We start from the raw sequence: 20580 nt of genomic DNA, 5'->3' as shown, positions 1-20580 counted from the left end.
AGCGCAGCGTCACCGCTGGGAGCGGGCCTTGAAGGCCGCCTTGCGGGCTTCCTTGGCGATCTTCTTCTCGGGGTGGAGGCGGCCCATGGCCTCCAGGACCTCCGCCGTCGCCGGGTGGTCCACCCGCCACGCCGTCTCGAAGAACCCGCCGTGCTGACCGACCAGGCCTTCCACGAGGCCGCGCAGCTCGTCCGTGTCGCCGGAGGCGGCCAGCTGTGCGGCGATCGTGTCGATGGTCAGCCAGAAGACCATGTCCTCGCCCGGCTCGGGCACGTCCGCCGCCCCGCGCTCGGCGAGCCACACGCGGGCGAGCCCGCCCAGCTCGCGGTCGTCGAGGACCTCGCGCACGGCCGGCTCCGCCCCGGCGCCGAGGAGGGAGAGCGTCTCCTGGCAGGCGAGGCGGCGCGAGGGCGCGTCCATGTCGTTGCCGCGCCCGGCGGCGAGCAGCTCGCGGGCGGCATCCTCCGGCGTGCGGCGGGCGAGCCACAGGTCGGCCTCCGCGCGGGCGGCCGTCTCCGGGTGGCCGGGAAGGGCGGCCAGGAGCACGTCGGCACCCTTGTCGGCGAGGTCGCCGACGGCGGGGGCGTCGATGCCCGCCTCCGCCATGCGGGTCCGGACGGCGAAGAGGCCGAGGGGGGTGAGGGAGACCATGCCGTAGCGGCTGACGTCCTCGTCCTCGGGGGCGTCGGAGGCGACGCCGTCGACGGACTCGCGGATGTGGCCCTCGCCGTCGACCTCCTCGATGAGGGACTCGTCGACGGGCCGGTACTCGATGATCCCGGTGGGCGCGAGCAGCCGGAACTGGTCGTCCAGGCGCATCATCGCGTCGGAGACCTCTTCGAGGATGTCGTCCGTGGGCTCGTCCATGTCGTCGGGCACGATCATGGACGCGGCGAGCGCCGGCAGCGGTACGGGGTGCTGCGCGTCGCTCTGCTCGAGCGCGGTCAGCAGGTAGAGGTTGCCGAGGACGCCGTCGAGGAAGTCGGCCTCGCCCTCGGGGTCCCAGTCGAGGGAGTCGAGGTCGAGGTCCTCGCCCTCGGCGATCCGGTCGGCGATGTCGCCGAGGTCGGGCGCGGCGGCGTCGGCGAGGACGCTCTCGAAGCCGCCGAGGAACAGTTCGAGGACGTCGGCGGGGCTGCCGGAGGTGAGCGTGGCGAGCTCCTCGCCGGCGACGGCGGTGCCGCGGGGCTCGTCCTCGCCCGCTTCCGGCTCCTCGTCGCCCTCCTCGCCCTCCTCGTTCTCCTCGAAGTCCACGAGCCCCGTGTCGAGCGCGTGCTGCCACGCGTCCATGGCGTACGCGTCGCCGTCCTCGTCGCCCGCGAGCCCGAGGAGCTCCGTGGCGGCCCGCAGCTGCTCCGCGAGCAGCTCGCCGCCGACCCCGACCGGGATGCCCTCCTCGCCGGCCCAGCGCGCGAGCTTCGCGGCGCGGGCGAGCAGCGGCGCGGACAGCGCGTCGCGCGCGAGCTCCGCGTCGGAGGGGAGCCGCACCGGCGGCATGGTCGGACGGTCTCCGGACATCAGGGGGGTCTCTCCTCGTCGTGACATGCGTCGCGGCACGTGCGGCGACGTGCGGCGATGCGCGGTGTGGCAGGCGGCGCCGCAGACCGGGCGCGCTTCCCAAGCGTAGACGGGATTTCCGTCTTGCCGCCCGGTTCGCCGAACCGCCGACGGACATATGGCTGACGGTTACCCGCGGAACCTTGACAACTTCCCCGGGCTCGCAAGACATTGACGCGCGTAGAGATCGTCAGGATCGCGTCAACGACGATTCCTCCACGTCATACCCCCCTCGCATTCCCACCGGAGGCACCCGTGCCCGCTCGCCCGTCCACCCGCCGCTCCCTGCGCAGACCCGCGGCCCTCGGCTCCCTCGTCGCCGGCGCGCTCGCCGCGGGGCTGCTCGCCGCCCCGCAGCAGGCGAACGCCGAGGGCCTGCGCATCCACGACATCCAGGGCAGGACCCGGGTGTCCCCGCTCGCCGGACAGCAGGTGTCGGACGTCCCCGGCGTCGTCACGGCCGTGCGCGCCTTCGGCTCGGCCCGCGGCTTCTGGATCCAGGACACCCGCCCGGACCGCAACGACGCGACGAGCGAGGGCGTCTTCGTCTTCACCGGCTCCACCGCGCCGTCCGTCGCCGTGGGCGACGCCGTGACCGTCTCCGCCACCGTCACCGAGTACTACCCGGGCGGCGAGAAGGCCGGCCTGCAGTCGGTCACCCAGCTCACCAGGGCCACGTGGACGGTGCACTCCTCCGGCAACGCCCTGCCCGCCCCGGTCAGGCTGCGCCCGTCGCAGATCCCCGACCGCTACGCCCCGGACGCGCGCGGCGGCTCCGTCGAGAAGCTCGCGCTGCGGCCGGGCTCGTACGCCCTGGACCGCTACGAGTCGCTGGAGGGCATGCGCGTCTCCGTGCAGGACGCCCCCGTCGTCGGCGCGACCAGCGAGCACAAGGACCTGTGGGTCACCGCCGAGCCGCGCCACAACCGCACCGCCCGCGGCGGCACCCTCTACGGCTCCTACGGCGACCCGAACGCCGGCCGGGTCAAGGTGGTCTCCCTGATCCCCTTCGCCCAGCGCCCCTTCCCCGTCGCGAACGTCGGCGACGAGCTGACCGGCACCACCGCCGGCCCGCTGGACTACGACAACTTCGGCGGCTACACCCTGCAGGCCACCGAGCTCGGCAAGCTCGCCGACCGCGGCCTGAAGCGCGAGACGACGCGCAAGCAGCGCAGCGACGAGCTCGCGGTCGCCACGTACAACGTGGAGAACCTCTCCCCCAGGACGCCGCAGGCGAAGTTCGACCGGCTGGCGGCCGCGCTGGTCACCAACCTCGCCTCGCCCGACATCGTCGCCCTGGAGGAGGTCCAGGACGACAACGGCACCACCGACGACGGCACCGTGGACGCCGGCCACACGCTGAGGAAGCTCACGGACGCCATCAAGGCGGCCGGCGGCCCGGCGTACGAGTGGCGGCAGATCAACCCCGTCAACGGTCAGGACGGCGGCCAGCCGGGCGGCAACATCCGCACCGCGTTCCTCTTCAACCCCGCACGGGTCTCCTTCACCGACACCCCCGGCGGCGACTCCACCACCGCCGTCAAGGCCGTCCGCGCGGGCGGCAAGGCCGCGCTGACCGCCTCCCCCGGCCGCATCGACCCCGGCAACGCCGCGTGGGCGAACAGCCGCAAGCCCCTCGCGGGCCAGTTCACCTTCCGGGGCCAGCGGGTCTTCGTCGTCGCGAACCACTTCAACTCCAAGGGCGGCGACCAGGGCGTCGACAGCCGCTTCCAGCCCCCGGCCCGCCCGTCGGAGGTGCAGCGCAAGGAGCAGGCCAAGTCGGTGAACGCCTTCGTCAAGCAGCTGCTGGCGGCCGACCGGCACGCGAACGTCATCGTCGCGGGCGACCTGAACGACTTCCAGTTCTCGTCCGCCGTGAAGACCCTCACCGCGGGCAAGGCGCTGACCGACCAGGTCGACCGGCTGCCGCGCAACGAGCGCTACGGCTACGTCTACCAGGGCAACTCGCAGGTGCTGGACCACATCCTGACCAGCCCTCACGTGCGCCGCGTGGACTACGACATCGTGCACATCAACGCGGAGTTCGCCGACCAGGCGAGCGACCACGACCCGCAGGTGTTGCGCTGGAAGCCGTAGCAGCGCTTACCGGTCGCAGCCACAACAATTAAATAGACCTGTACGGTCGGAGGGGCCGAGAATCGCGTCCATGACGCCCACTCCCACCAGCCCCTTCGGCCGTACCGTCTGCGCGATGGTCACCCCCTTCACCCCGGAGGGAGAGCTCGACCTCGACGGCGCGCAGGCCCTGGCCGACCGCCTCGTCGGGGACGGCGGCTGCGACGGCCTCGTCCTCAACGGCACCACCGGGGAGTCGCCGACCACCGGCGACGCGGAGAAGAGCGCGCTCGTGCGGGCCGTGGCCGAGGCCGTCGGCGACCGGGCCCGCATCACGGCGGGCGTCGGCTCGGCCGACACCCGGCACACCGTGGAACTGGCCCGGGCCGCCGAGGCGGCAGGAGCGCACGGCGTGCTCGTGGTGACCCCCTACTACAGCCGGCCGCCGCAGGAGGACATCGCCGAGCACTTCCTGACCGTGGCCGACGGGACCGGACTGCCCGTGATGCTCTACGACATCCCGGGCCGCACCGCCACCCGCATCGAACCCGGCACCATGCTGCGCCTGGCCGAGCACCCGCGCATCGCCGGGGTCAAGGACTGCGCGTACGACCTGCTGGGCAGCGCGAAGGTCATCGCGGCCACGGACCTCGCGTACTACTCGGGCTCCGAGGAGCTCAACCTCCCGCTGCGCGCCGTGGGCGCGACCGGCTACGTCAGCACGGTCGCCAACGTCGCGGGCCCGCTGCTGGCCGCGGCCCTTGACGCCTTCGACCGCGGCGCCCCGGCGGAGGCCACCCGCCTGCACCAGCAGGTGCTGCCCCTGACCGGACTGATGATGGCGTCCGGCCTCCCCGGCACGGTCACGGCGAAGGCCCTGCTGAACGCCCTCGGCCTGCCCGGTGGGCCGGTGCGGGCACCGCTGCGGGCGGCGTCCCCGGACCGTACGGAAGCACTGGTCAAGGCATACGACGCCGCAGTTCTCGGCCCGTCCGGCGTGTGAGGACACCGCTCGCAGCGCGGCGGCACGGGAGGGGGCGGGCCCGGAGTCGTCCCGCCCCGTCCACCTCTAGTTGTGGCTGTGCAGGATCTCGTTCAGGCCGCCCCAGGTGCTCTTGTAGGGGCGGGCCTCGACGGCGCCCGTCGTGGAGTTGCGGCGGAAGAGGATGTTGTCCGCGCCCGAGAGGGTCAGCGCCTTGACGATCTCGCCGTCCGGCAGGGTGACGCGGGTGCCGGCCGTGACGTACAGGCCGGCCTCGACGACGCACTCGTCGCCGAGCGCGATGCCGATGCCCGACTCGGCGCCGAGCAGGCAGCGCTCGCCGATGGAGATGATCTGCTTGCCGCCGCCGGAGAGCGTGCCCATGGTGGAGGCGCCGCCGCCGATGTCGGTGCCGTCGCCGACGACGACACCCGCGCTGATGCGGCCCTCGACCATGGAGGTGCCCAGCGTGCCGGCGTTGAAGTTGACGAAGCCCTCGTGCATGACGGTGGTGCCGGAGCCGATGTGGGCGCCGAGGCGGACGCGGTCGGCGTCGGCGATGCGCACGCCGGACGGGGCGACGTAGTCCGTCATCCGCGGGAACTTGTCGATGCTGGTCACCTGCAGGTGCAGGCCCTCGGCGCGGGCGGCCAGGCGGGTCGTCTCGACGCGGTCGACGGCGACGGGGCCGAGCGAGGTCCAGGCGACGTTGGCGAGCATGCCGAAGATGCCGTCCAGGTTCTGGCCGTGCGGCTTGACCAGGCGGTGGGAGAGCAGGTGCAGACGCAGGTAGACGTCGTGCGCGTCGAGCGGCTTGTCGTCCAGCGAGGCGACGACCGTACGGACGGCCACGACCTCGACGCCACGGCGCGGGTCCGGGCCGACGGCCTTGAGGGCGTTCTCGCCGAGCAGCTCGGCGGCGCGCTCGGCGCTCAGCCGCTCGGTGCCGGCCGGGCCGGCGTCCTCGGTGAGCTCCGGGGCGGGGAACCAGGTGTCGAGGACGGTCCCGTCCTCGGTGATCGTGGCAAGGCCGGCGGCGACGGCGCCGGTGGTACGGGAGGCAACAGCATCGGTCATGCTCGAAAACCTAACCGGACCGGCCCTCTCAAGGCGAACCGGTCGCGCCCGCGGCGGTCGCGCCCCGGCCCGGACGGCCCCTGCCGGTCACCGGGCGGAGCCGCCCGCCCTCGAATCGGGCCGCCCGTCACCGGACCGGGCACCGGTCACGGGGCCGACCCGCCCGTCACGGCGGCCAGCGCCCGGACCGCCTCGTCCCGGTCGAAGGACCGCCCGGTGAGCAGGTGCTGCAGGAGCATGCCGTCGATCAGCGCGACGAGCGCGCGGGCGGTCGCCTCGTCGGCGGTGCGGCGGCGCAGGACGGTGACCATCTCGTCCACGCACTCCGCGGCGATGGGCCGCACGGCCGGGCGGCGCAGCGCGGCGAGGTAGAGCTCGTACTCCAGCTCCAGGCGCCTGCGGTCCCCGGTGAGCGACTCGCCGACGAGCCGGCCCAGCTCCTCGGCGAGGGGCAGGCCGGGGTCGACGGCCCGCTCCCAGGCGGCGAGGCCGTCGAGCCACTCCCGTGCGGTGCGCCGCAGCGCCTCCACGAGCAGGTCGTCCAGGGTGGCGAAGTGGTACGTGGTGGAGCCGAGCGGCACGTCGGCGGCGGCGGCCACGGCCCGGTGGCCGAGGGCGTCGATGCCGCGCTCGGCGACGACGCGGATGGCGGCGTCGATGATGCGGTCGCGGCGCTCGGGGTCGTAGCGGCGGGCCATCAGTGGGACGCCCCGCCCAGGTTGAGGACGACGACACCGGCGATCACCAGCAGGACGCCGCCGATCCGCGCCGCGTTGACGGCTTCGCCGAGGAAGAGCATGCCGATGGCGGCCACGACGGCGGTGCCGGCGCCGGACCAGATGGCGTAGGCCGTTCCGACGTTCATGGTCTTGAGCGTCTGCGCGAGCAGGGCGAAGGCCACGAGGTACCCCGCCACCGTGCCCACCGAGGGCCACAGCTTGCTGAAGCCGTCGCTGAACTTCATGGCGGTGGTGGCCATGATCTCGGCGAGGATCGCTCCGGCGAGCGTCACGTACATCATGCGTACGAGTGTACACATCGATGCGTACGGCCGTACGCATCGATTCCCGGCGCGGAAGGAGGCCTCGGACCGCGTGCATCGATGACCATGGTGTGGAGCGAAGAAGCCATGACCGCAGTCCGTCCGAGCAGCTCCGAGGAACCCGACGATGCATCAGATGTCCGCCGAGTCACAGCCCCACCTGCGCACCTTCATGGGCTGGCCGCCGGCCGGTTCCGTCTGGGGCCGGTACACCGCCGCGGTGCGCGGGGACGTCGCCGCGATCGCCCGGACGATCGCGGAGTACGAGCCCGTGGTGCTGCTCGCGGCCCCCGAGGACGCCGCGGCGGCGCGGAAGGCGTGCGGCGGGGGCGTCGAGGTCATGCCCGTGCCCGTCGACGACCTCTGGCTGCGCGACTCCGGCCCCGTCTTCGTCACCGGCCCCGACGGGGCGGCCGCGGGCGTCGACTTCGGCTTCAGCGGCTGGGGCGGCAAGCAGGAGCACGCCCGGGACGGCCTGGTCGCGCGCCGGGTGCTGGAGGCCTTCGGGGTGCCGCGCGTCGAGGCGCCGATCGTCGCCGAGGGCGGCTCGCTGGAGACCGACGGCGAGGGCACGCTGCTGGTCACCGAGAGCTCACTGGTGAACGACAACCGCAACCCGGGCCGCTCGCGCGACGACATCGAAAAGGCCCTCGTGGAGCTGCTCGGCGCCCGCAAGGTGATCTGGCTGGAGGGCGTGCGCGGCGAGGACATCACCGACTGCCACGTCGACGCCCTCGCCCGCTTCACCGCCCCCGGCACGGTCCTGCTGAGCAGCCCGCCGCCCGGGGCGCGGCCGGACGTCTGGACGCGCGTGTACGAGCAGGCGCGCGCCACCCTGGAGGCGGCCACCGACGCCCACGGCCGCCGTCTGGAGATCGTGGACCTCCCCGAGCCGGACCCGGCGGAGCTGGGCAGGCGCGGCGAGGACTTCCTCGGCTGCTACGCCAACTACTACGTGGCGAACGGCGCCGTGCTCGTCCCCCGCTTCGGCGACCCCCGCGCCGACGACCACGCGGCGTCCCTCCTGCGCGACCTCCACCCCGGCCGCACCGTCCGCCAGGTCGGGATCCACGACCTGGCGGAGGGCGGCGGCGGCATCCACTGCGCCACACAGCAGCAGCCCGCCGCCTGACCGGGGGTCAGGGAGCGGGCTGCTGCTGTCGTACGGGGTCGTACAGCTTGTACGGGTGCGGCTCAGACGTTGAAGCCGAGCGCCCGGAGCTGCTCGCGGCCCTCGTCCGTGATCTTGTCCGGGCCCCACGGCGGCATCCAGACCCAGTTGATCCGGAGCTCGTTGACGATGCCCTCGGTGGCCGACTTCGCCTGGTCCTCGATGACGTCGGTCAGCGGGCAGGCCGCGGACGTCAGGGTCATGTCGAGGGTGGCGATGTTGGCGTCGTCGATGTGGATGCCGTAGATCAGGCCGAGGTTGACGACGTCGATGCCCAGCTCGGGGTCGACCACGTCGTAGAGGGCCTCGCGGACCTCTTCCTCCGTGGCCGGCTTGGTGGTCACCTCTGCGTTGTCACTCATGCGGTCTTCCTTTCAGCGCTCTCACCCATTGCCTGGGCGGTCGCGTCCTTCCACGCCATCCAGCTCAGCAGAGCACACTTCACGCGCGCCGGATACTTGGAGACGCCGGCGAACGCGACCGCGTCCTCCAGCACCTCCTCCATCGCGTCGTCCGGCTCGATGCGGCCCTTGGACTGCATCAGCTCCAGGAAGGTCTCCTGGATCTTCTGCGCCTGCTCCAGCTCCTTGCCGACCAGCAGCTCGTTGAGCACGGAGGCGCTGGCCTGGCTGATGGAGCAGCCCTGGCCCTCGTACGAGACGTCCTCGATGGTGTCGCCGGCCATGCGCACCCGCAGCGTGATCTCGTCGCCGCAGGTCGGGTTGACGTGGTGCACCTCGGCGTCGCCATCCCGCAAGCCCCGGCCGTGCGGGTGCTTGTAGTGGTCCAGGATGACGTCCTGGTACATCGAATCAAGCTTCACAGTCAGCAGCTCTCAGCCGAAGAAGTTCCGGACGTGCTCCAGACCCTCGATCAAGGCGTCGACCTCGCCGGGGGTGGAGTACAGGTAGAACGACGCCCGCGTGGTCGCAGGAATTCCGTACCGGAGGCAGACGGGCCGCGCGCAGTGGTGGCCGACGCGTACGGCGATGCCCTGCTCGTCGAGGACCTGGCCCACGTCGTGCGGGTGAATGTCGCCGAGGGTGAAGGAGATCGTGGCGCCGCGGTCCTCGGCCGTGGTGGGGCCGATGATGCGCAGGTCCGGCACCTCCTGGAGGCGGCGCACGGCGTACTGCGTGATGGCGTGCTCGTGCCGGGCGATGTTCTCCATGCCGATCGCCGACAGGTAGTCCACCGCGGCGCCGAGGCCGACGGCCTGGGCGATCGGGGGCGTACCGGCCTCGAACTTGTGCGGGGCGGGGGCGTAGGTGGAGGAGTGCATCGAGACGGTCTCGATCATCTCGCCGCCGCCGAGGAACGGCGGGAGGTCCTCCAGCAGCTCCTGGCGGCCCCACAGGACGCCGATGCCGGTCGGGCCGCACATCTTGTGGCCGGTGAAGGCCACGAAGTCGGCCTGGAGGGCCTGGACGTCGAGGACCATGTGCGGGGCGGCCTGGGAGGCGTCGATGACGACGAGCGCACCGACTTCCTGGGCGCGGCGGACGATGGTCTCGACGGGGTTGACGGTGCCCATGATGTTGGAGACCAGCACGAAGGAGACGACCTTGGTCTTCTCGGTGATGATCTCGTCGATGTTGGACAGGTCCAGGCGGCCGTCGTCGGTGAGGCCGAACCACTTCAGCTTCGCGCCGGTGCGCTGCGAGAGCAGCTGCCACGGGACGATGTTGGAGTGGTGCTCCATCTCGGTGATGACGATCTCGGTGTCGTGGTCGACGCGGTAGGGCTCGTCGGCCCAGCCGAGCATGTTGGCCACGAGGTTGAGCGACTCGGAGGCGTTCTTGGTGAAGATGACCTCGTCGCGGCTGGGGGCGTTGATGAAGGCGGCGACCTTGTCGCGGGCGCCCTCGTACAGTGCCGTGGCCTCCTCGGCGATGGTGTAGACGCCGCGGTGGACGTTGGCGTTGTGCCGCTCGTAGTACGCGTTGAGCGCGTCGAGCACCTGGCGCGGCTTCTGGGAAGTGGCCGCGGAGTCCAGGTAGACGATCTTCTTACCGTCGTGGACCGTGCGGTCCAGGATGGGGAAGTCCTTGCGAATCGCCTCGGTGTCGAGGAGGCCCGGCAGTATGGTCACGCGCTGACGCCGCCCTTCGTCTGGTAGGCCTCGTAGCCCTCGGCCTCGAGCTTGTCGGCGAGCTCGGCGCCGCCGGACTCCACGATGCGGCCGCCCGAGAAGACGTGGACGAAGTCCGGCTTGATGTAGCGCAGGATGCGCGTGTAGTGCGTGATCAGCAGGGTGCCGACCTCACCGGTCTCGCGGACGCGGTTGACGCCCTCGGAGACCTGGCGCAGGGCGTCGACGTCCAGGCCGGAGTCGGTCTCGTCGAGGATCGCGATCTTCGGCTTGAGGAGCTCCAGCTGGAGGATCTCGTGGCGCTTCTTCTCACCGCCGGAGAAGCCCTCGTTGACGTTGCGCTCGGCGAAGGCGGGGTCCATGTTCAGGCGCTCCATGGCTCCCTTGACCTCCTTCACCCAGGTGCGCAGCTTGGGGGCCTCGCCGCGGATGGCGGTGGCGGAGGTGCGCAGGAAGTTGGAGACCGAGACGCCGGGCACCTCGACGGGGTACTGCATGGCGAGGAAGACGCCGGCACGGGCGCGCTCGTCGACGGACATCTCCAGGACGTCCTCGCCGTCGAGGGTGACGGTGCCGCCGGTGATCGTGTACTTGGGGTGACCCGCGAGGGAGTACGCCAGGGTCGACTTGCCGGAGCCGTTGGGGCCCATGATGGCGTGGGTCTCGCCCTGCTTCACGGTCAGGTCGACGCCCTTGAGGATCTCGCGCGGGCCGTTCTCGGCTTCGACGGAGACGTGCAGGTCGTGGATCTCAAGCGTTGCCATGGGGAACTCAGGACTCCTGGGTGACGGAGACGAGCACGTCGTCCCCTTCGATCTTGACGGGGTATACGGGGACGGGGCGCGTGGCGGGCAGGCCCGAGGGCTTGCCCGTGCGCAGGTCGAAGCTGGAGCCGTGCAGCCAGCACTCGATGGCGCAGTCCTCCACCTCGCCCTCGGAGAGCGAGACGTTCGCGTGCGAGCAGATGTCGTTGATGGCGAAGACCTCTCCCTCCGTGCGGACGAGGGAGACGGGGACGCCGTCGATCTCGACCCGCTTGGGAGTGTCCTCCTCCAGGTCGCTCAGCGCGGCCGCGCGGATGTACGGGGTCTCGCTCATGCCACCGACGCCTCCAGCTCGGCCTCGATCTTGGCGATGAGGCGCTCCTCGAGCTCCGGGATGCCGATCTGCTGGACCAGCTCGGCGAAGAAGCCGCGGACCACCAGACGGCGGGCCTCGTCGGCCGGGATGCCGCGGGCCATCAGGTAGAACAGCTGCTCGTCGTCGAAGCGGCCGGTCGCCGAGGCGTGGCCGGCGCCGACGATCTCGCCGGTCTCGATCTCCAGGTTGGGCACGGAGTCGACGCGGGCGCCGTCGGTGAGGACGAGGTTGCGGTTGAGCTCGTAGGTGTCGGTGCCCTCGGCCTCCGCGCGGATGAGGACGTCGCCGATCCAGACGGCGTGGGCGTCCTGGCCCTGCAGCGCCCCCTTGTAGGCGACGTTGCTGCGGCAGTGCGGGGTGTCGTGGTCGACGAAGAGGCGGTGCTCCTGGTGCTGGCCCTTGTCCGTGAAGTACAGACCGTAGAGCTCGGCCTCGCCGCCGGGGGCGCCGTAGACGACCCGGGGGTGGAGGCGGACCAGGTCGCCGCCGAAGGTGACGATCACGGACTTGAAGGAGGCGTCGCGGCCGACCAGCGCGGTGTGCTGGGCGGCGTGCACCGCGGTGGCGTCCCAGTCCTGGACGGAGACGACGGTGAGCTTGGCGCCGTCGCCGACGAGGAACTCGACGTTGGCGGCGAGCGTGGTGTCACCGGTGTGGTCGAGGACGACGACGGCCTCGGCGAAGGCGCCGACATCGATCACCTGGTGGCCGAAGGCCACGCCGCCCTCGCCGTGCACGGAGATCGTGACGGGCTCGGTGAGCACGGTGTCCTTGGGGATCGAGACGACCGAGGCCTTCTCGAAGGAGGTGTAGGCCTGGGCGGCGACGCGGTCGACCGGCTTGCCGGAGCGGCCGAGGCGGGCGTCGTCACGGCCGACGGTCTCGACGGTGACGCCCGCGGGGGCGCTGACCTCGACCTTGACGCCGCCGCCGTTCGCAACGGCGGTGCCGTCGTGCAGACCGCGCAGGCGCTCCAGCGGGGTGAAGCGCCACTCCTCCTCGCGGCCGTGCGGCACGGGGAAGTCCGCCACGTCGTACGAGGCGGGGGCGCTCACGCGCGCGTCGATGGGCTGGCGGGGCCCGCCCACCTGGATGGCGCCGTCGGTCGTGCTGCCGGCGGGGGTGTTGTCAGCCATGGCTGTCGTCGTGCTCTCTTCCTGTCACAAAGGGTTCGCTGCTGCGGTCGGGGGCGTCCGTGCCCCTCCCCTGCCTTCGGGGGCGGGGGGAGGGTCAGCCGACGGAGCCTTCCATCTGCAGCTCGATCAGCCGGTTGAGCTCCAGCGCGTACTCCATGGGCAGCTCCCGGGCGATCGGCTCGACGAAGCCGCGCACGATCATCGCCATCGCCTCGTCCTCGGACAGACCACGGCTCATCAGGTAGAAGAGCTGGTCGTCGCTGACCTTGGAGACGGTCGCCTCGTGGCCCATGGAGACGTCGTCCTCGCGGACGTCGACGTAGGGGTAGGTGTCCGAGCGGGAGATGGTGTCCACGAGCAGGGCATCGCAGAGCACGTTCGACTTGGAGCCGTGGGCGCCCTCGCCGATCTCGATCAGACCACGGTAGGAAGTACGGCCACCGCCCCGCGCCACCGACTTCGAGACGATGTTCGAGGAGGTGTTCGGCGCCATGTGGACCATCTTCGCGCCGGCGTCCTGGTGCTGACCCTGACCGGAGAACGCGATGGACAGCGTCTCGCCCTTGGCGTGCTCACCCATCAGGTACACGGCCGGGTACTTCATCGTCACCTTGGAGCCGATGTTGCCGTCGACCCACTCCATGGTCGCGCCCTCGTAGGCCACGGCACGCTTGGTGACCAGGTTGTAGACGTTGTTCGACCAGTTCTGGATCGTCGTGTAGCGGCAGCGGCCGCCCTTCTTGACGATGATCTCCACGACGGCACTGTGCAGCGAGTCCGAGGAGTAGATCGGAGCCGTGCAGCCCTCGACGTAGTGGACGTAGGCGTCCTCGTCGACGATGATCAGCGTCCGCTCGAACTGACCCATGTTCTCCGTGTTGATACGGAAGTAGGCCTGCAGCGGGATGTCGACATGGACACCCTTCGGGACATAGATGAAGGAGCCACCGGACCACACGGCCGAGTTCAGCGACGCGAACTTGTTGTCACCGACCGGGATGACCGTACCGAAGTACTCCTGGAAGAGCTCCGGGTGCTCCTTCAGCGCCGTGTCCGTGTCCAGGAAGATGACACCCTGCTCCTCCAGGTCCTCACGGATCTGGTGGTAGACGACCTCCGACTCGTACTGCGCGGCGACACCGGCGACCAGGCGCTGCTTCTCCGCCTCCGGGATACCCAGCTTGTCGTAGGTGTTCTTGATGTCCTCGGGCAGGTCCTCCCAGGTGGCGGCCTGCTTCTCCGTGGAGCGCACGAAGTACTTGATGTTGTCGAAGTCGATGCCCGAGAGGTCGGAGCCCCAGGTCGGCATGGGCTTCTTGTCGAAGAGCTTCAGGCCCTTCAGCCGCAGCTTGAGCATCCACTCCGGCTCGGACTTCTTGGCCGAGATGTCGCGGACGACCGCCTCGGAGAGGCCGCGCTTGGCTGCGGCACCGGCCACGTCGGAGTCGGCCCAGCCGTATTCGTACGTGCCCAGGCCTTCGAGCTCAGGGTGGGCAGTCTCCGTGGGGAGAGTCATGCGGGGTTCCTCCCGGCCGTGCTGGCGGATGCTGTGGTGGTCTTGGTCTTGCTCTTCGGGATGAACGTCGTGCACACCCCGTCGCCGTGGGCGATGGTGGCAAGACGCTGCACATGAGTCCCGAGCAGGCGGGAGAAGACCTCGGTCTCCGCCTCGCACAGCTGCGGGAACTGCTCGGCGACATGGGCGACCGGGCAGTGGTGCTGGCAAAGCTGTTCGCCGACCGGCGCGCTACGCGCCGTAGCAGCGTACCCGTCCGCGGTCAATGCCCTGGCAAGGGCCTCGGTGCGCGACTCGGGTGCGGCGGCCTCGAGCGCCTTGCGGTAGCCCTCGGCCTGGGCGGCCATGCGGGCCCGGGCGAAGGCGGCGACGGCGGCCTCGCCCATCTCCCCGCCGCCGGCGGCCTGCGCGATCCAGCGCAGGGCGTCCCCGGCGAGCTTGTCGTAGGCCTGGTCGAAGGCGTCCCGGCCGCAGTCGGTCAGGGCGAAGGCCTTGGCGGGGCGGCCGCGGCCGCGCGCGCCGTAGACCCGCTTCTCGCGGGGCTCGACGACGCCCTCGGCGACGAGGGTGTCGAGGTGGCGGCGGACGGCCGCCTGGGTGAGCTCCAGGCGCACGGCCAGGTCGGCCGCGGTGGACGGACCGTGGTCGAGGATGGAGCGGGCGACGCGATTGCGGGTGCCGCGCTGCTCGTCGTGACCGCGCTCGTCGGCGCGGGCGGGCGCAGGTGCAGCCTGCTGCGGCCCGGCGGCCACGGGTCCTCCCGGACTGGCCGCGGGGTCCTGCGGGACCTCGCGCGCGTATTTCACAACACCATTGTTGCGTAATTACCAGGAGGCGGACAAGCCCGGTCCCGACCGCGCGGCGGTGTCCTCGATCACTAAGGGTTACCTAACCGCCACCCGTCGATCTTGGTCTTACCCGGCCCGCGGCCGCCCGCCCGGAAGCGGGTTCCACCCCGGGGCATCCGGGGACACGCCGGGCTTCGTAGACTTCCCGCCATGCGCAGCGTCTTCCCGGGGGACACCCCCGAGGCCCCCGGCCCGCCCGCGGTCGAGGTCCGCGGGCTGGTGAAGCGGTACGGACAGAAGGCCGCGGTGGACGGACTCGACCTGTCCGTCGCCCGCGGCGGCCTCACCGCCGTCCTCGGCCCCAACGGGGCCGGCAAGACCACCACGATCGAGACCTGCGAGGGCTACCGCCGCCCCGACGCAGGCACCGTCCGCGTCCTCGGGCTCGACCCCGTCGCCGACTCCGCGGCCCTGCGGCCCCGCGTCGGCGTGATGCTGCAGAGCGGAGGGGTGTACGCGGGGGCGCGTGCGGAGGAGATGCTGCGCCACGTCGCCTCCCTGCACGCCCACCCCCTCGACGTCCCGTCCCTCATAGACCGGCTGGGCCTGGGCGGCTGCGGCAGGACGGCCTACCGGCGGCTGTCCGGCGGCCAGCAGCAGCGCCTCGCGCTCGCCATGGCCGTCGTCGGCCGCCCCGAGCTGGTCTTCCTCGACGAGCCGACGGCCGGCCTCGACCCGCAGGCCCGGCACGCCACCTGGGACCTGGTGCGCGAGCTGCGCGCCGACGGCGTCACCATCGTCCTCACCACGCACTACATGGACGAGGCCGAGGCCCTGGCCGACGACGTCGCCATCATCGACAGCGGCAGGGTCATCGCCCAGGGCAGCCCCGAGCAGCTGTGCCGGGGCGGCGCGGAGAACACCCTGCGCTTCAGCGGCCGGCCCGGACTGGACCTCGGCTCGCTCCTGAAGGCCCTGCCCGCCGACTCGACGGCGGCGGAGCTCACCCCGGGCACGTACCGCGTCGGCGGCCGCATCGACCCGCAGCTGCTCGCCACGGTGACCACGTGGTGTGCGCAGAACGGCGTCATGCCGGACCGCATCGCGGTCGAGCGGCACACGCTTGAGGACGTTTTTCTGGAGCTGACCGGCAAGGAGCTGCGGGCATGAGCGAGTACGTACGGCCCGGCCGGGGGTCCGGGGGTTGTCCCCCGGGAGAACGCAGCTTGGAGCCGACCGGCAAGGAGCTGCGGGCATGAGTGATGTGATCTCGACGGGCAACGGGACGTTCGCCCCGCGGCCCGGCGCCGCGCCCCTCTCCCGGATGATCCGCGCGCAGGCAGCGCTGGAGACGCGCATGCTGCTGCGCAACGGCGAGCAGCTCCTGCTGACCGTCGTCATCCCCACACTGCTGCTCGTCCTCTTCAGCGCCGTCGACATCGTGGACACGGGCGAGGGCAAGGCCGTCGACTTCCTGGCCCCGGGCGTGCTGGCGCTGGCCGTGATGTCCACGGCGTTCACCGGCCAGGCCATCGCCACCGGCTTCGAGCGCCGCTACGGCGTGCTCAAGCGGCTCGGCGCCTCGCCGCTGCCGCGCTGGGCGCTGATGACGGCGAAGACCTGCTCGGTGCTGGTCACCGAGGTGCTGCAGATCGCGCTGCTGACGGTGATCGCCTTCGCACTGGGCTGGTCGCCGCAGGGCAACCCCTTCGCGGTCCTGCTGCTGCTCGTCCTGGGCACGGCGGCCTTCTCCGGGCTCGGGCTGCTGATGGCCGGCACGCTCAAGGCCGAGGTGACGCTGGCCGCGGCGAACCTGGTCTTCCTCCTGCTGCTGGTGGGCGGCGGGGTGATCGTGCCGATGGAGAAGTTCCCCGGCGGGGTGCGGGCGGCGCTGGAGCTGCTGCCGATCTCGGCGCTCTCGGACGGCCTGCGGGACGTCCTGCAGCACGGCGCGGGCATGCCGTGGCGCGACCTCGGCATCCTCGCCGTGTGGGCGGTGCTGGGCCTCGGAGCAGCGGCGAAGCTCTTCCGCTGGGAGTGACGGGAGCGCAGCGACGGGGGTGAGCTTGGCGGACGCCACGCACCCCCCTCGTGCTGCCTTTCCCGGGGAGGCGACTCCCCCACACCCCCTCGTGAATGCATGCACAAGCTCCCCTTTACGATGAGCCCGTGCCGAAAACGCTGAACCCCCTCCAGATCGTCGCCGACCGCTGGCAGCCCTCCGCGCGCTTCGTCCGGCGGGCGGCCCTCGCCGCCGTGGTGATGGCCGTGGTCATCGTGGTCACGGGCGGCGCGGTCCGGCTCACCCAGTCGGGGCTCGGCTGCCCGACGTGGCCCACCTGCACCGAGGACAGCCTGACGCCGACCCCGGAGATGGGCATCAACGGCGTCATCGAGTTCACCAACCGCATGCTGACGTACGTGCTGTGCGTGTTCGTCGGCGTCGCGATCGTGGCGGCACGCGCGCGTGCCCCGCGCCGCCGCTCCCTCACACGTCTGGGCTGGGCCCAGTTCTGGCTCATCGCGAGCAACGGCATCATCGGCGGCATCACGGTGCTGACGGGCCTCAACCCGTACATCGTGGCCCTGCACTTCCTGGCGGCGACCGCGCTGCTGACGGTGGCCGTGGTGATGTGGCACCGCTCGGCCGAGGGCGACGACGAGCCGCGCGACCTGGTGGCCCGTCCGGTGCGGCAGCTCAGCTGGGTCCTGGTCGGGGCGACCGTCCTGCTGATCCTCGTCGGCACGGTGGTGACCGGCTCCGGCCGGCACGCGGGCGACGCCTCGAAGGACGTCCACCGCATCCCGCTGGACTGGCGCGAGGTCACCCAGCTGCACGTCGACTTCGTCTACATCGTGGTCGGCCTGACCGTCGCCCTGTGGTTCGTGCTGCGGGCCGTGAAGGCGCCGGCCGTGCCGCGCCGCCGCGTGGTCGAGCTGTTCGCCGTGCTGATGTTCCAGGGCGTCATCGGCTACGTGCAGTACTTCAACGACGAGCCGGAGCTGGTCGTCGGCGCCCACATGTTCGGCTCCTGCCTGGTGTGGATCGCCGTGCTGCGGGTCTTCCTGTCGCTGCGGGAGCGGGGCGAGGCGGCCACCCTGCCCGCTCCTTCGGGTGAGCACGAGGCGCTTCAGACCGCCGCCTCCGCGTCCAGCCGGTAGACCCTGCGGGCGGTGCCGGCGGCGACGAGCGAGGCGATCCTGCGCGCGTCCGCCCACCGGCACCAGCCGTCGGCGACCCAGTCGTTCATCAGCCGGTTCATGGCCTGCGTGAACGACCGGGCGGCGACCACGTAGAGCTCGGCCGGGCCGCGCGCGCCGCTGGAGAACAGCAGCTTGCCGAAGGGCGCCTCGCGCAGCGTCTCCTCGGGCCGGGCGCCCACGTCCGCGTACACGTGCGGGAAGGCCCCCGCGAGCTGCGCGGCCTCCCTGTGGTGCCACGGGTCCGGCAGCAGCACCAGATCGGCGCCCAGGCCCGCGGTGGCCCGCAGGAAGCGGGAGAGCCGCAGCGGGTCGGGGCAGTGCAGCTGGACGGGCAGCCCGGCGGCCAGCGCGCTCCACAGCAGATGGCGGGCGAGCACCGGATCGTCCAGCCGGCCGCCCGGGCGGCGCGTCCTCAGCCACTGCCCCGCGGCCTTGCGCACCTCCGCGAGGCCCGGCGGGCTGCCGTCGCAGAAGGGGACGCCGCAGGCGAACGCGGTGGCGCTCAGGGCGGCCGCGTAGAGCGCCTCGGCCAGGTAGGCCGTGAAGGAGTCCGCGCTTCCGGAGGTGTCGGCGACCTGCTCGGCGAGCGGTTCGAGCCGGACGACCTCGTGGGCTCTGCCGTCCGCGGCCCCGGCGAGCTCGGCGGCCGAGGTGAGGCCGCTCGGCTCCCCCGTCTCCAGCAGGAAGGTGCCGATGCCCGCGCCGCGCAGCAGCAGCTGCCCCGCGCGGTAGGCGCCCAGCTCGCGGCGGCGGGCCAGGTAGCGGACGGGCGAGCAGTGCGGGTCCAGGCCGAGCAGGGGCGGGCACCAGCGGCGCAGGGCGAGCCCGGTGCGGCTGTCGAAGAAGGTGGTGCCGGGCGGCGCGGGGCCCGCGGCCCCGGCGGCCGCGGCCAGGTGCGCCTCGAACCCGCCGAGCCCCAGCTCTCCGTGGACCGCGCCGTGACTGTGCTGGTCGACGAGCAGCGGCAAGCCGTCCATCCGCCCCCCTCGTGCCGTACCCCCCGAGCGGCGCGTGTGCGGCCGCTCCCCGCGGGTCTAACGGCCGAGGGGCGCGTCAGTTATCGGCGGGGTTGGCCGGCCCGCCGAGCTGGATGCCGGCCATGCGCGACCACTCGTACGGGCCGGTGCGGACCTTGGCGGCGAACTCGCCGTCGAAGTCGTCGTGGAGGGTGAGCCCGGCCTTCTCGGCGGCCTTGCGGGCGACGTCCATGGAGGGGGCGACGAGGTTGCCCCACTCGCCGTTGGCACCCACCAGGGCGATGCGGGTAGTGCCACGGGCGATGTGGGCCAGCTGGCCCTCGGCGGAGCCGCCGTGGCTCTTGGCGAACGCGTCGATCTGACGGGCGAGCCGGGCGGCCTTGCGGTCCGCCCGGGCGTCGGACGGCGCGGCCTTCTCGGCCGAGCCGTCCTGCGAGGTGGTGTCATCTGCCATACGCAGATGCTACCGAGCGGTAATTAGCGAAGGAAGGGACCGGCGCAGGAAGAAGCGATCAGCGCAGGAAGGGGTCCACGGCCACCGCCACGAACAGCAGCGACACATAGGTGATGGACCAGTGGAACAGCCGCATCTCCTTGAGCTTCGCGCCCGTGATGCCGGCCTTGGCCCGGGCCTGCAGGGCGTGGGCCTCCTTCAGCCAGAAGCCGCCGAGCGCGGCCGCCACCACCGTGTAGAACCAGCCGGTGTAGCCGAGCGGCTGCAGCGCGAGCGAGACGGCGACCATCACCCAGCTGTAGATGACGATCTGCTTGGCGACCGCCTTGTTGCCCGCGATGACGGGAAGCATCGGCACGCCGACGCGCTCGTAGTCGTCCTTGACCTTCATCGACAGCGGCCAGTAGTGCGGCGGCGTCCAGAAGAAGATGACCAGGAAGAGGACGAGCGCGGCCCAGGAGACGGAGTTCGTGACGGCCGACCAGCCGATGATGACCGGCATGCAGCCCGCGATGCCGCCCCAGACGATGTTCTGCGCGGTGCGGCGCTTGAGGATCATCGTGTAGACGACGACGTAGAAGGCGTTGGCACCGAGGGAGAGCATCGCCGACAGCGGGTTGACCAGGAACCAGAACCACAGGGTCGAGCCGACGGTCAGCGCGGAGGCGAAGACCAGGCACTCGCGCGGGGAGACCATGCCGGTCACCACCGGCCGCTGCGACGTGCGGTCCATCAGCGCGTCGATGTCGCGGTCGTACCACATGTTGAACGCGCCGGCGCCGCCAGCGGACAGGTAGCCGCCGATGCAGGTGGCCAGGACCAGCCACAGGTCGGGCACGCCCTCGGCCGCGAGGAACATCACCGGCACCGTCGTCATCAGCAGCAGCTCGATGACACGCGGCTTGGTCAGCGCCACGAACGCCTTGGCACGGGCCCCGAACGGCCGGTGACCGGGGCTCTCGGTGAGCACCCCCGCAGGACGGGATTCGACGGCCGTCACGCACACCCCTGACAGAGATAAGGCCAGCAAGCACATCCGGGACGGAAAGCCCGGTAAAGACTTGCGCGTACCACGCCACTTTAGACGCAGGGCATGGCGCGGCCTCCGCCGGGGTGGGTCGTGTTGGGGGCGCACCGAAGGGATCAAGAAGGCGCCCCCGCACCACCCGGACGCGGCCGCGGAACCCCCGGACATGACGGAACGGTGGCGTTCGGGAGGCGGGCGGCCGCCCCGCCCGGCAGGCTGTGAACAGGGCGCCGCACCCGCGGCGGGAATCCCTGCCGCCGCGATTCGTCTGCCCGTAAGCGGGCAGCCGACTGTACGTCGAAAAGATGCACGTCCCCGCAGGGGTAGGCTCGACCACGCCG

At 71.7% G+C, this 20580-nt stretch carries 21 protein-coding genes; 6 read left to right on the top strand and 15 right to left on the bottom strand.

All coding sequences use genetic code 11. The features are described 5' to 3' along the window. Nucleotides 1–9: 9 nt before the first annotated feature. A complete protein-coding gene (locus tag AS857_RS21740) occupies nucleotides 10–1518 on the bottom strand; it encodes a hypothetical protein (RefSeq protein ID WP_058044956.1) in 1509 nt (502 codons plus the stop codon). Nucleotides 1519–1812: 294 nt separating this feature from the next. Here AS857_RS21740 and AS857_RS21735 point away from each other — a divergent pair, with 294 nt between their 5' ends. Next, the gene (locus tag AS857_RS21735; RefSeq protein WP_058044955.1) at nucleotides 1813–3654 is read left to right on the top strand and encodes an endonuclease/exonuclease/phosphatase family protein; all 1842 of its coding nucleotides are present in this window, start codon (nucleotides 1813–1815) and stop codon (nucleotides 3652–3654) included. A 70-nt stretch (nucleotides 3655–3724) separates the two neighbouring features. Beyond that, nucleotides 3725–4636: a 4-hydroxy-tetrahydrodipicolinate synthase gene (gene dapA / locus AS857_RS21730; protein ID WP_058044954.1), complete on the top strand. Its 912-nt coding sequence runs from the start codon at nucleotides 3725–3727 to the stop codon at nucleotides 4634–4636. 66 nt (nucleotides 4637–4702) lie between these two features. On the opposite strand, the gene dapD is transcribed toward dapA, so the two are convergent. From dapD to AS857_RS21715, 3 genes are all read right to left on the bottom strand, one after another. Continuing rightward, complete coding sequence (gene dapD / locus AS857_RS21725) at nucleotides 4703–5692, bottom strand: 2,3,4,5-tetrahydropyridine-2,6-dicarboxylate N-succinyltransferase (RefSeq protein ID WP_058044953.1); 990 nt, start codon at nucleotides 5690–5692, stop codon at nucleotides 4703–4705. Nucleotides 5693–5838: 146 nt separating this feature from the next. Next, entirely contained in the window at nucleotides 5839–6390 is a 552-nt protein-coding gene (locus AS857_RS21720; protein ID WP_058044952.1) for a TetR/AcrR family transcriptional regulator, read from the bottom strand. Next, the gene (locus AS857_RS21715; RefSeq protein WP_058044951.1) at nucleotides 6390–6713 is read right to left on the bottom strand and encodes a DMT family transporter; all 324 of its coding nucleotides are present in this window, start codon (nucleotides 6711–6713) and stop codon (nucleotides 6390–6392) included. Before AS857_RS21715 ends, AS857_RS21720 begins: the two co-directional genes overlap by 1 nt. Nucleotides 6714–6870: 157 nt before the next feature. Here AS857_RS21715 and AS857_RS21710 point away from each other — a divergent pair, with 157 nt between their 5' ends. Continuing rightward, nucleotides 6871–7866 carry an agmatine deiminase family protein gene (locus tag AS857_RS21710; RefSeq protein WP_245700409.1) on the top strand — a complete coding sequence of 332 codons (996 nt, stop codon included), beginning with the start codon at nucleotides 6871–6873 and terminating at the stop codon, nucleotides 7864–7866. A gap of 62 nt (nucleotides 7867–7928) precedes the next feature. On the opposite strand, the gene AS857_RS21705 is transcribed toward AS857_RS21710, so the two are convergent. The 8 genes from AS857_RS21705 to AS857_RS21670 all read right to left on the bottom strand — a co-directional run bounded on the left by AS857_RS21705 (nucleotide 7929) and on the right by AS857_RS21670 (nucleotide 14595). Beyond that, entirely contained in the window at nucleotides 7929–8267 is a 339-nt protein-coding gene (locus AS857_RS21705; RefSeq protein ID WP_058044949.1) for a metal-sulfur cluster assembly factor, read from the bottom strand. Next, nucleotides 8264–8728, bottom strand: coding sequence for a Fe-S cluster assembly sulfur transfer protein SufU (gene sufU / locus AS857_RS21700; protein ID WP_058044948.1), 465 nt, complete (start codon nucleotides 8726–8728; stop codon nucleotides 8264–8266). Before sufU ends, AS857_RS21705 begins: the two co-directional genes overlap by 4 nt. Nucleotides 8729–8740: 12 nt before the next feature. Beyond that, nucleotides 8741–9997: a cysteine desulfurase gene (locus AS857_RS21695; protein ID WP_058044947.1), complete on the bottom strand. Its 1257-nt coding sequence runs from the start codon at nucleotides 9995–9997 to the stop codon at nucleotides 8741–8743. Next, nucleotides 9994–10761 (bottom strand): Fe-S cluster assembly ATPase SufC, encoded by a 768-nt coding sequence (gene sufC, locus AS857_RS21690; protein WP_058044946.1) that lies wholly within the window; start codon nucleotides 10759–10761, stop codon nucleotides 9994–9996. Before sufC ends, AS857_RS21695 begins: the two co-directional genes overlap by 4 nt. A gap of 7 nt (nucleotides 10762–10768) precedes the next feature. After that, nucleotides 10769–11095: a non-heme iron oxygenase ferredoxin subunit gene (locus AS857_RS21685; RefSeq protein WP_058044945.1), complete on the bottom strand. Its 327-nt coding sequence runs from the start codon at nucleotides 11093–11095 to the stop codon at nucleotides 10769–10771. Continuing rightward, the gene (gene sufD / locus AS857_RS21680) at nucleotides 11092–12273 is read right to left on the bottom strand and encodes a Fe-S cluster assembly protein SufD (RefSeq protein WP_058044944.1); all 1182 of its coding nucleotides are present in this window, start codon (nucleotides 12271–12273) and stop codon (nucleotides 11092–11094) included. Before sufD ends, AS857_RS21685 begins: the two co-directional genes overlap by 4 nt. 94 nt (nucleotides 12274–12367) lie before the next feature. Further along, nucleotides 12368–13789, bottom strand: a complete 1422-nt coding sequence (gene sufB / locus AS857_RS21675; RefSeq protein WP_058044943.1) for a Fe-S cluster assembly protein SufB — start codon at nucleotides 13787–13789, stop codon at nucleotides 12368–12370. Further along, nucleotides 13786–14595, bottom strand: a complete 810-nt coding sequence (locus AS857_RS21670) for a helix-turn-helix transcriptional regulator (RefSeq protein ID WP_058044942.1) — start codon at nucleotides 14593–14595, stop codon at nucleotides 13786–13788. Before AS857_RS21670 ends, sufB begins: the two co-directional genes overlap by 4 nt. A gap of 192 nt (nucleotides 14596–14787) precedes the next feature. Between AS857_RS21670 and AS857_RS21665 the strand changes: the two genes are divergently transcribed. The 3 genes from AS857_RS21665 (at nucleotide 14788) to AS857_RS21655 (ending at nucleotide 17739) form a co-directional block, all read left to right on the top strand. Continuing rightward, nucleotides 14788–15747 carry an ABC transporter ATP-binding protein gene (locus AS857_RS21665; RefSeq protein WP_058044941.1) on the top strand — a complete coding sequence of 320 codons (960 nt, stop codon included), beginning with the start codon at nucleotides 14788–14790 and terminating at the stop codon, nucleotides 15745–15747. An 85-nt stretch (nucleotides 15748–15832) separates the two neighbouring features. Then, nucleotides 15833–16618, top strand: coding sequence for an ABC transporter permease (locus tag AS857_RS21660; RefSeq protein ID WP_058044940.1), 786 nt, complete (start codon nucleotides 15833–15835; stop codon nucleotides 16616–16618). A 128-nt stretch (nucleotides 16619–16746) separates the two neighbouring features. Further along, complete coding sequence (locus AS857_RS21655; protein WP_058044939.1) at nucleotides 16747–17739, top strand: COX15/CtaA family protein; 993 nt, start codon at nucleotides 16747–16749, stop codon at nucleotides 17737–17739. Here the strand turns inward: AS857_RS21655 and AS857_RS21650 are convergent. The 3 genes from AS857_RS21650 to AS857_RS21640 all read right to left on the bottom strand — a co-directional run bounded on the left by AS857_RS21650 (nucleotide 17709) and on the right by AS857_RS21640 (nucleotide 20212). After that, nucleotides 17709–18758: an amidohydrolase family protein gene (locus tag AS857_RS21650; protein WP_058044938.1), complete on the bottom strand. Its 1050-nt coding sequence runs from the start codon at nucleotides 18756–18758 to the stop codon at nucleotides 17709–17711. The two genes, AS857_RS21655 and AS857_RS21650, sit on opposite strands and share 31 nt — an antisense overlap. A gap of 76 nt (nucleotides 18759–18834) precedes the next feature. Continuing rightward, complete coding sequence (locus AS857_RS21645) at nucleotides 18835–19212, bottom strand: hypothetical protein (protein WP_058044937.1); 378 nt, start codon at nucleotides 19210–19212, stop codon at nucleotides 18835–18837. Between the two features lie 58 nt (nucleotides 19213–19270). Then, the gene (locus AS857_RS21640; RefSeq protein WP_173864791.1) at nucleotides 19271–20212 is read right to left on the bottom strand and encodes a heme o synthase; all 942 of its coding nucleotides are present in this window, start codon (nucleotides 20210–20212) and stop codon (nucleotides 19271–19273) included. Nucleotides 20213–20580 lie beyond the last annotated feature (368 nt).

The sequence above is a fragment of the Streptomyces roseifaciens genome, from assembly GCF_001445655.1.
In the GTDB taxonomy this organism is placed as follows: domain Bacteria; phylum Actinomycetota; class Actinomycetes; order Streptomycetales; family Streptomycetaceae; genus Streptomyces; species Streptomyces aureoversilis.
This window is presented reverse-complemented; position numbering and strand designations above follow the sequence as displayed.

What these genes read in the sequence shown, in the direction of transcription:
- AS857_RS21740 (WP_058044956.1), bottom strand. Translation starts at nt 1,518, where the DNA reads ATGTCCGGAGACCGTCCGACCATGCCGCCGGTGCGGCTCCCCTCCGAC.
- dapA (WP_058044954.1), top strand. Translation starts at nt 3,725, where the DNA reads ATGACGCCCACTCCCACCAGCCCCTTCGGCCGTACCGTCTGCGCGATG.
- dapD (WP_058044953.1), bottom strand. Translation starts at nt 5,692, where the DNA reads ATGACCGATGCTGTTGCCTCCCGTACCACCGGCGCCGTCGCCGCCGGC.
- AS857_RS21720 (WP_058044952.1), bottom strand. Translation starts at nt 6,390, where the DNA reads ATGGCCCGCCGCTACGACCCCGAGCGCCGCGACCGCATCATCGACGCC.
- AS857_RS21715 (WP_058044951.1), bottom strand. Translation starts at nt 6,713, where the DNA reads ATGATGTACGTGACGCTCGCCGGAGCGATCCTCGCCGAGATCATGGCC.
- AS857_RS21710 (WP_245700409.1), top strand. Translation starts at nt 6,871, where the DNA reads ATGTCCGCCGAGTCACAGCCCCACCTGCGCACCTTCATGGGCTGGCCG.
- AS857_RS21705 (WP_058044949.1), bottom strand. Translation starts at nt 8,267, where the DNA reads ATGAGTGACAACGCAGAGGTGACCACCAAGCCGGCCACGGAGGAAGAG.
- sufC (WP_058044946.1), bottom strand. Translation starts at nt 10,761, where the DNA reads ATGGCAACGCTTGAGATCCACGACCTGCACGTCTCCGTCGAAGCCGAG.
- AS857_RS21685 (WP_058044945.1), bottom strand. Translation starts at nt 11,095, where the DNA reads ATGAGCGAGACCCCGTACATCCGCGCGGCCGCGCTGAGCGACCTGGAG.
- sufD (WP_058044944.1), bottom strand. Translation starts at nt 12,273, where the DNA reads ATGGCTGACAACACCCCCGCCGGCAGCACGACCGACGGCGCCATCCAG.
- sufB (WP_058044943.1), bottom strand. Translation starts at nt 13,789, where the DNA reads ATGACTCTCCCCACGGAGACTGCCCACCCTGAGCTCGAAGGCCTGGGC.
- AS857_RS21665 (WP_058044941.1), top strand. Translation starts at nt 14,788, where the DNA reads ATGCGCAGCGTCTTCCCGGGGGACACCCCCGAGGCCCCCGGCCCGCCC.
- AS857_RS21660 (WP_058044940.1), top strand. Translation starts at nt 15,833, where the DNA reads ATGAGTGATGTGATCTCGACGGGCAACGGGACGTTCGCCCCGCGGCCC.
- AS857_RS21650 (WP_058044938.1), bottom strand. Translation starts at nt 18,758, where the DNA reads ATGGACGGCTTGCCGCTGCTCGTCGACCAGCACAGTCACGGCGCGGTC.
- AS857_RS21645 (WP_058044937.1), bottom strand. Translation starts at nt 19,212, where the DNA reads ATGGCAGATGACACCACCTCGCAGGACGGCTCGGCCGAGAAGGCCGCG.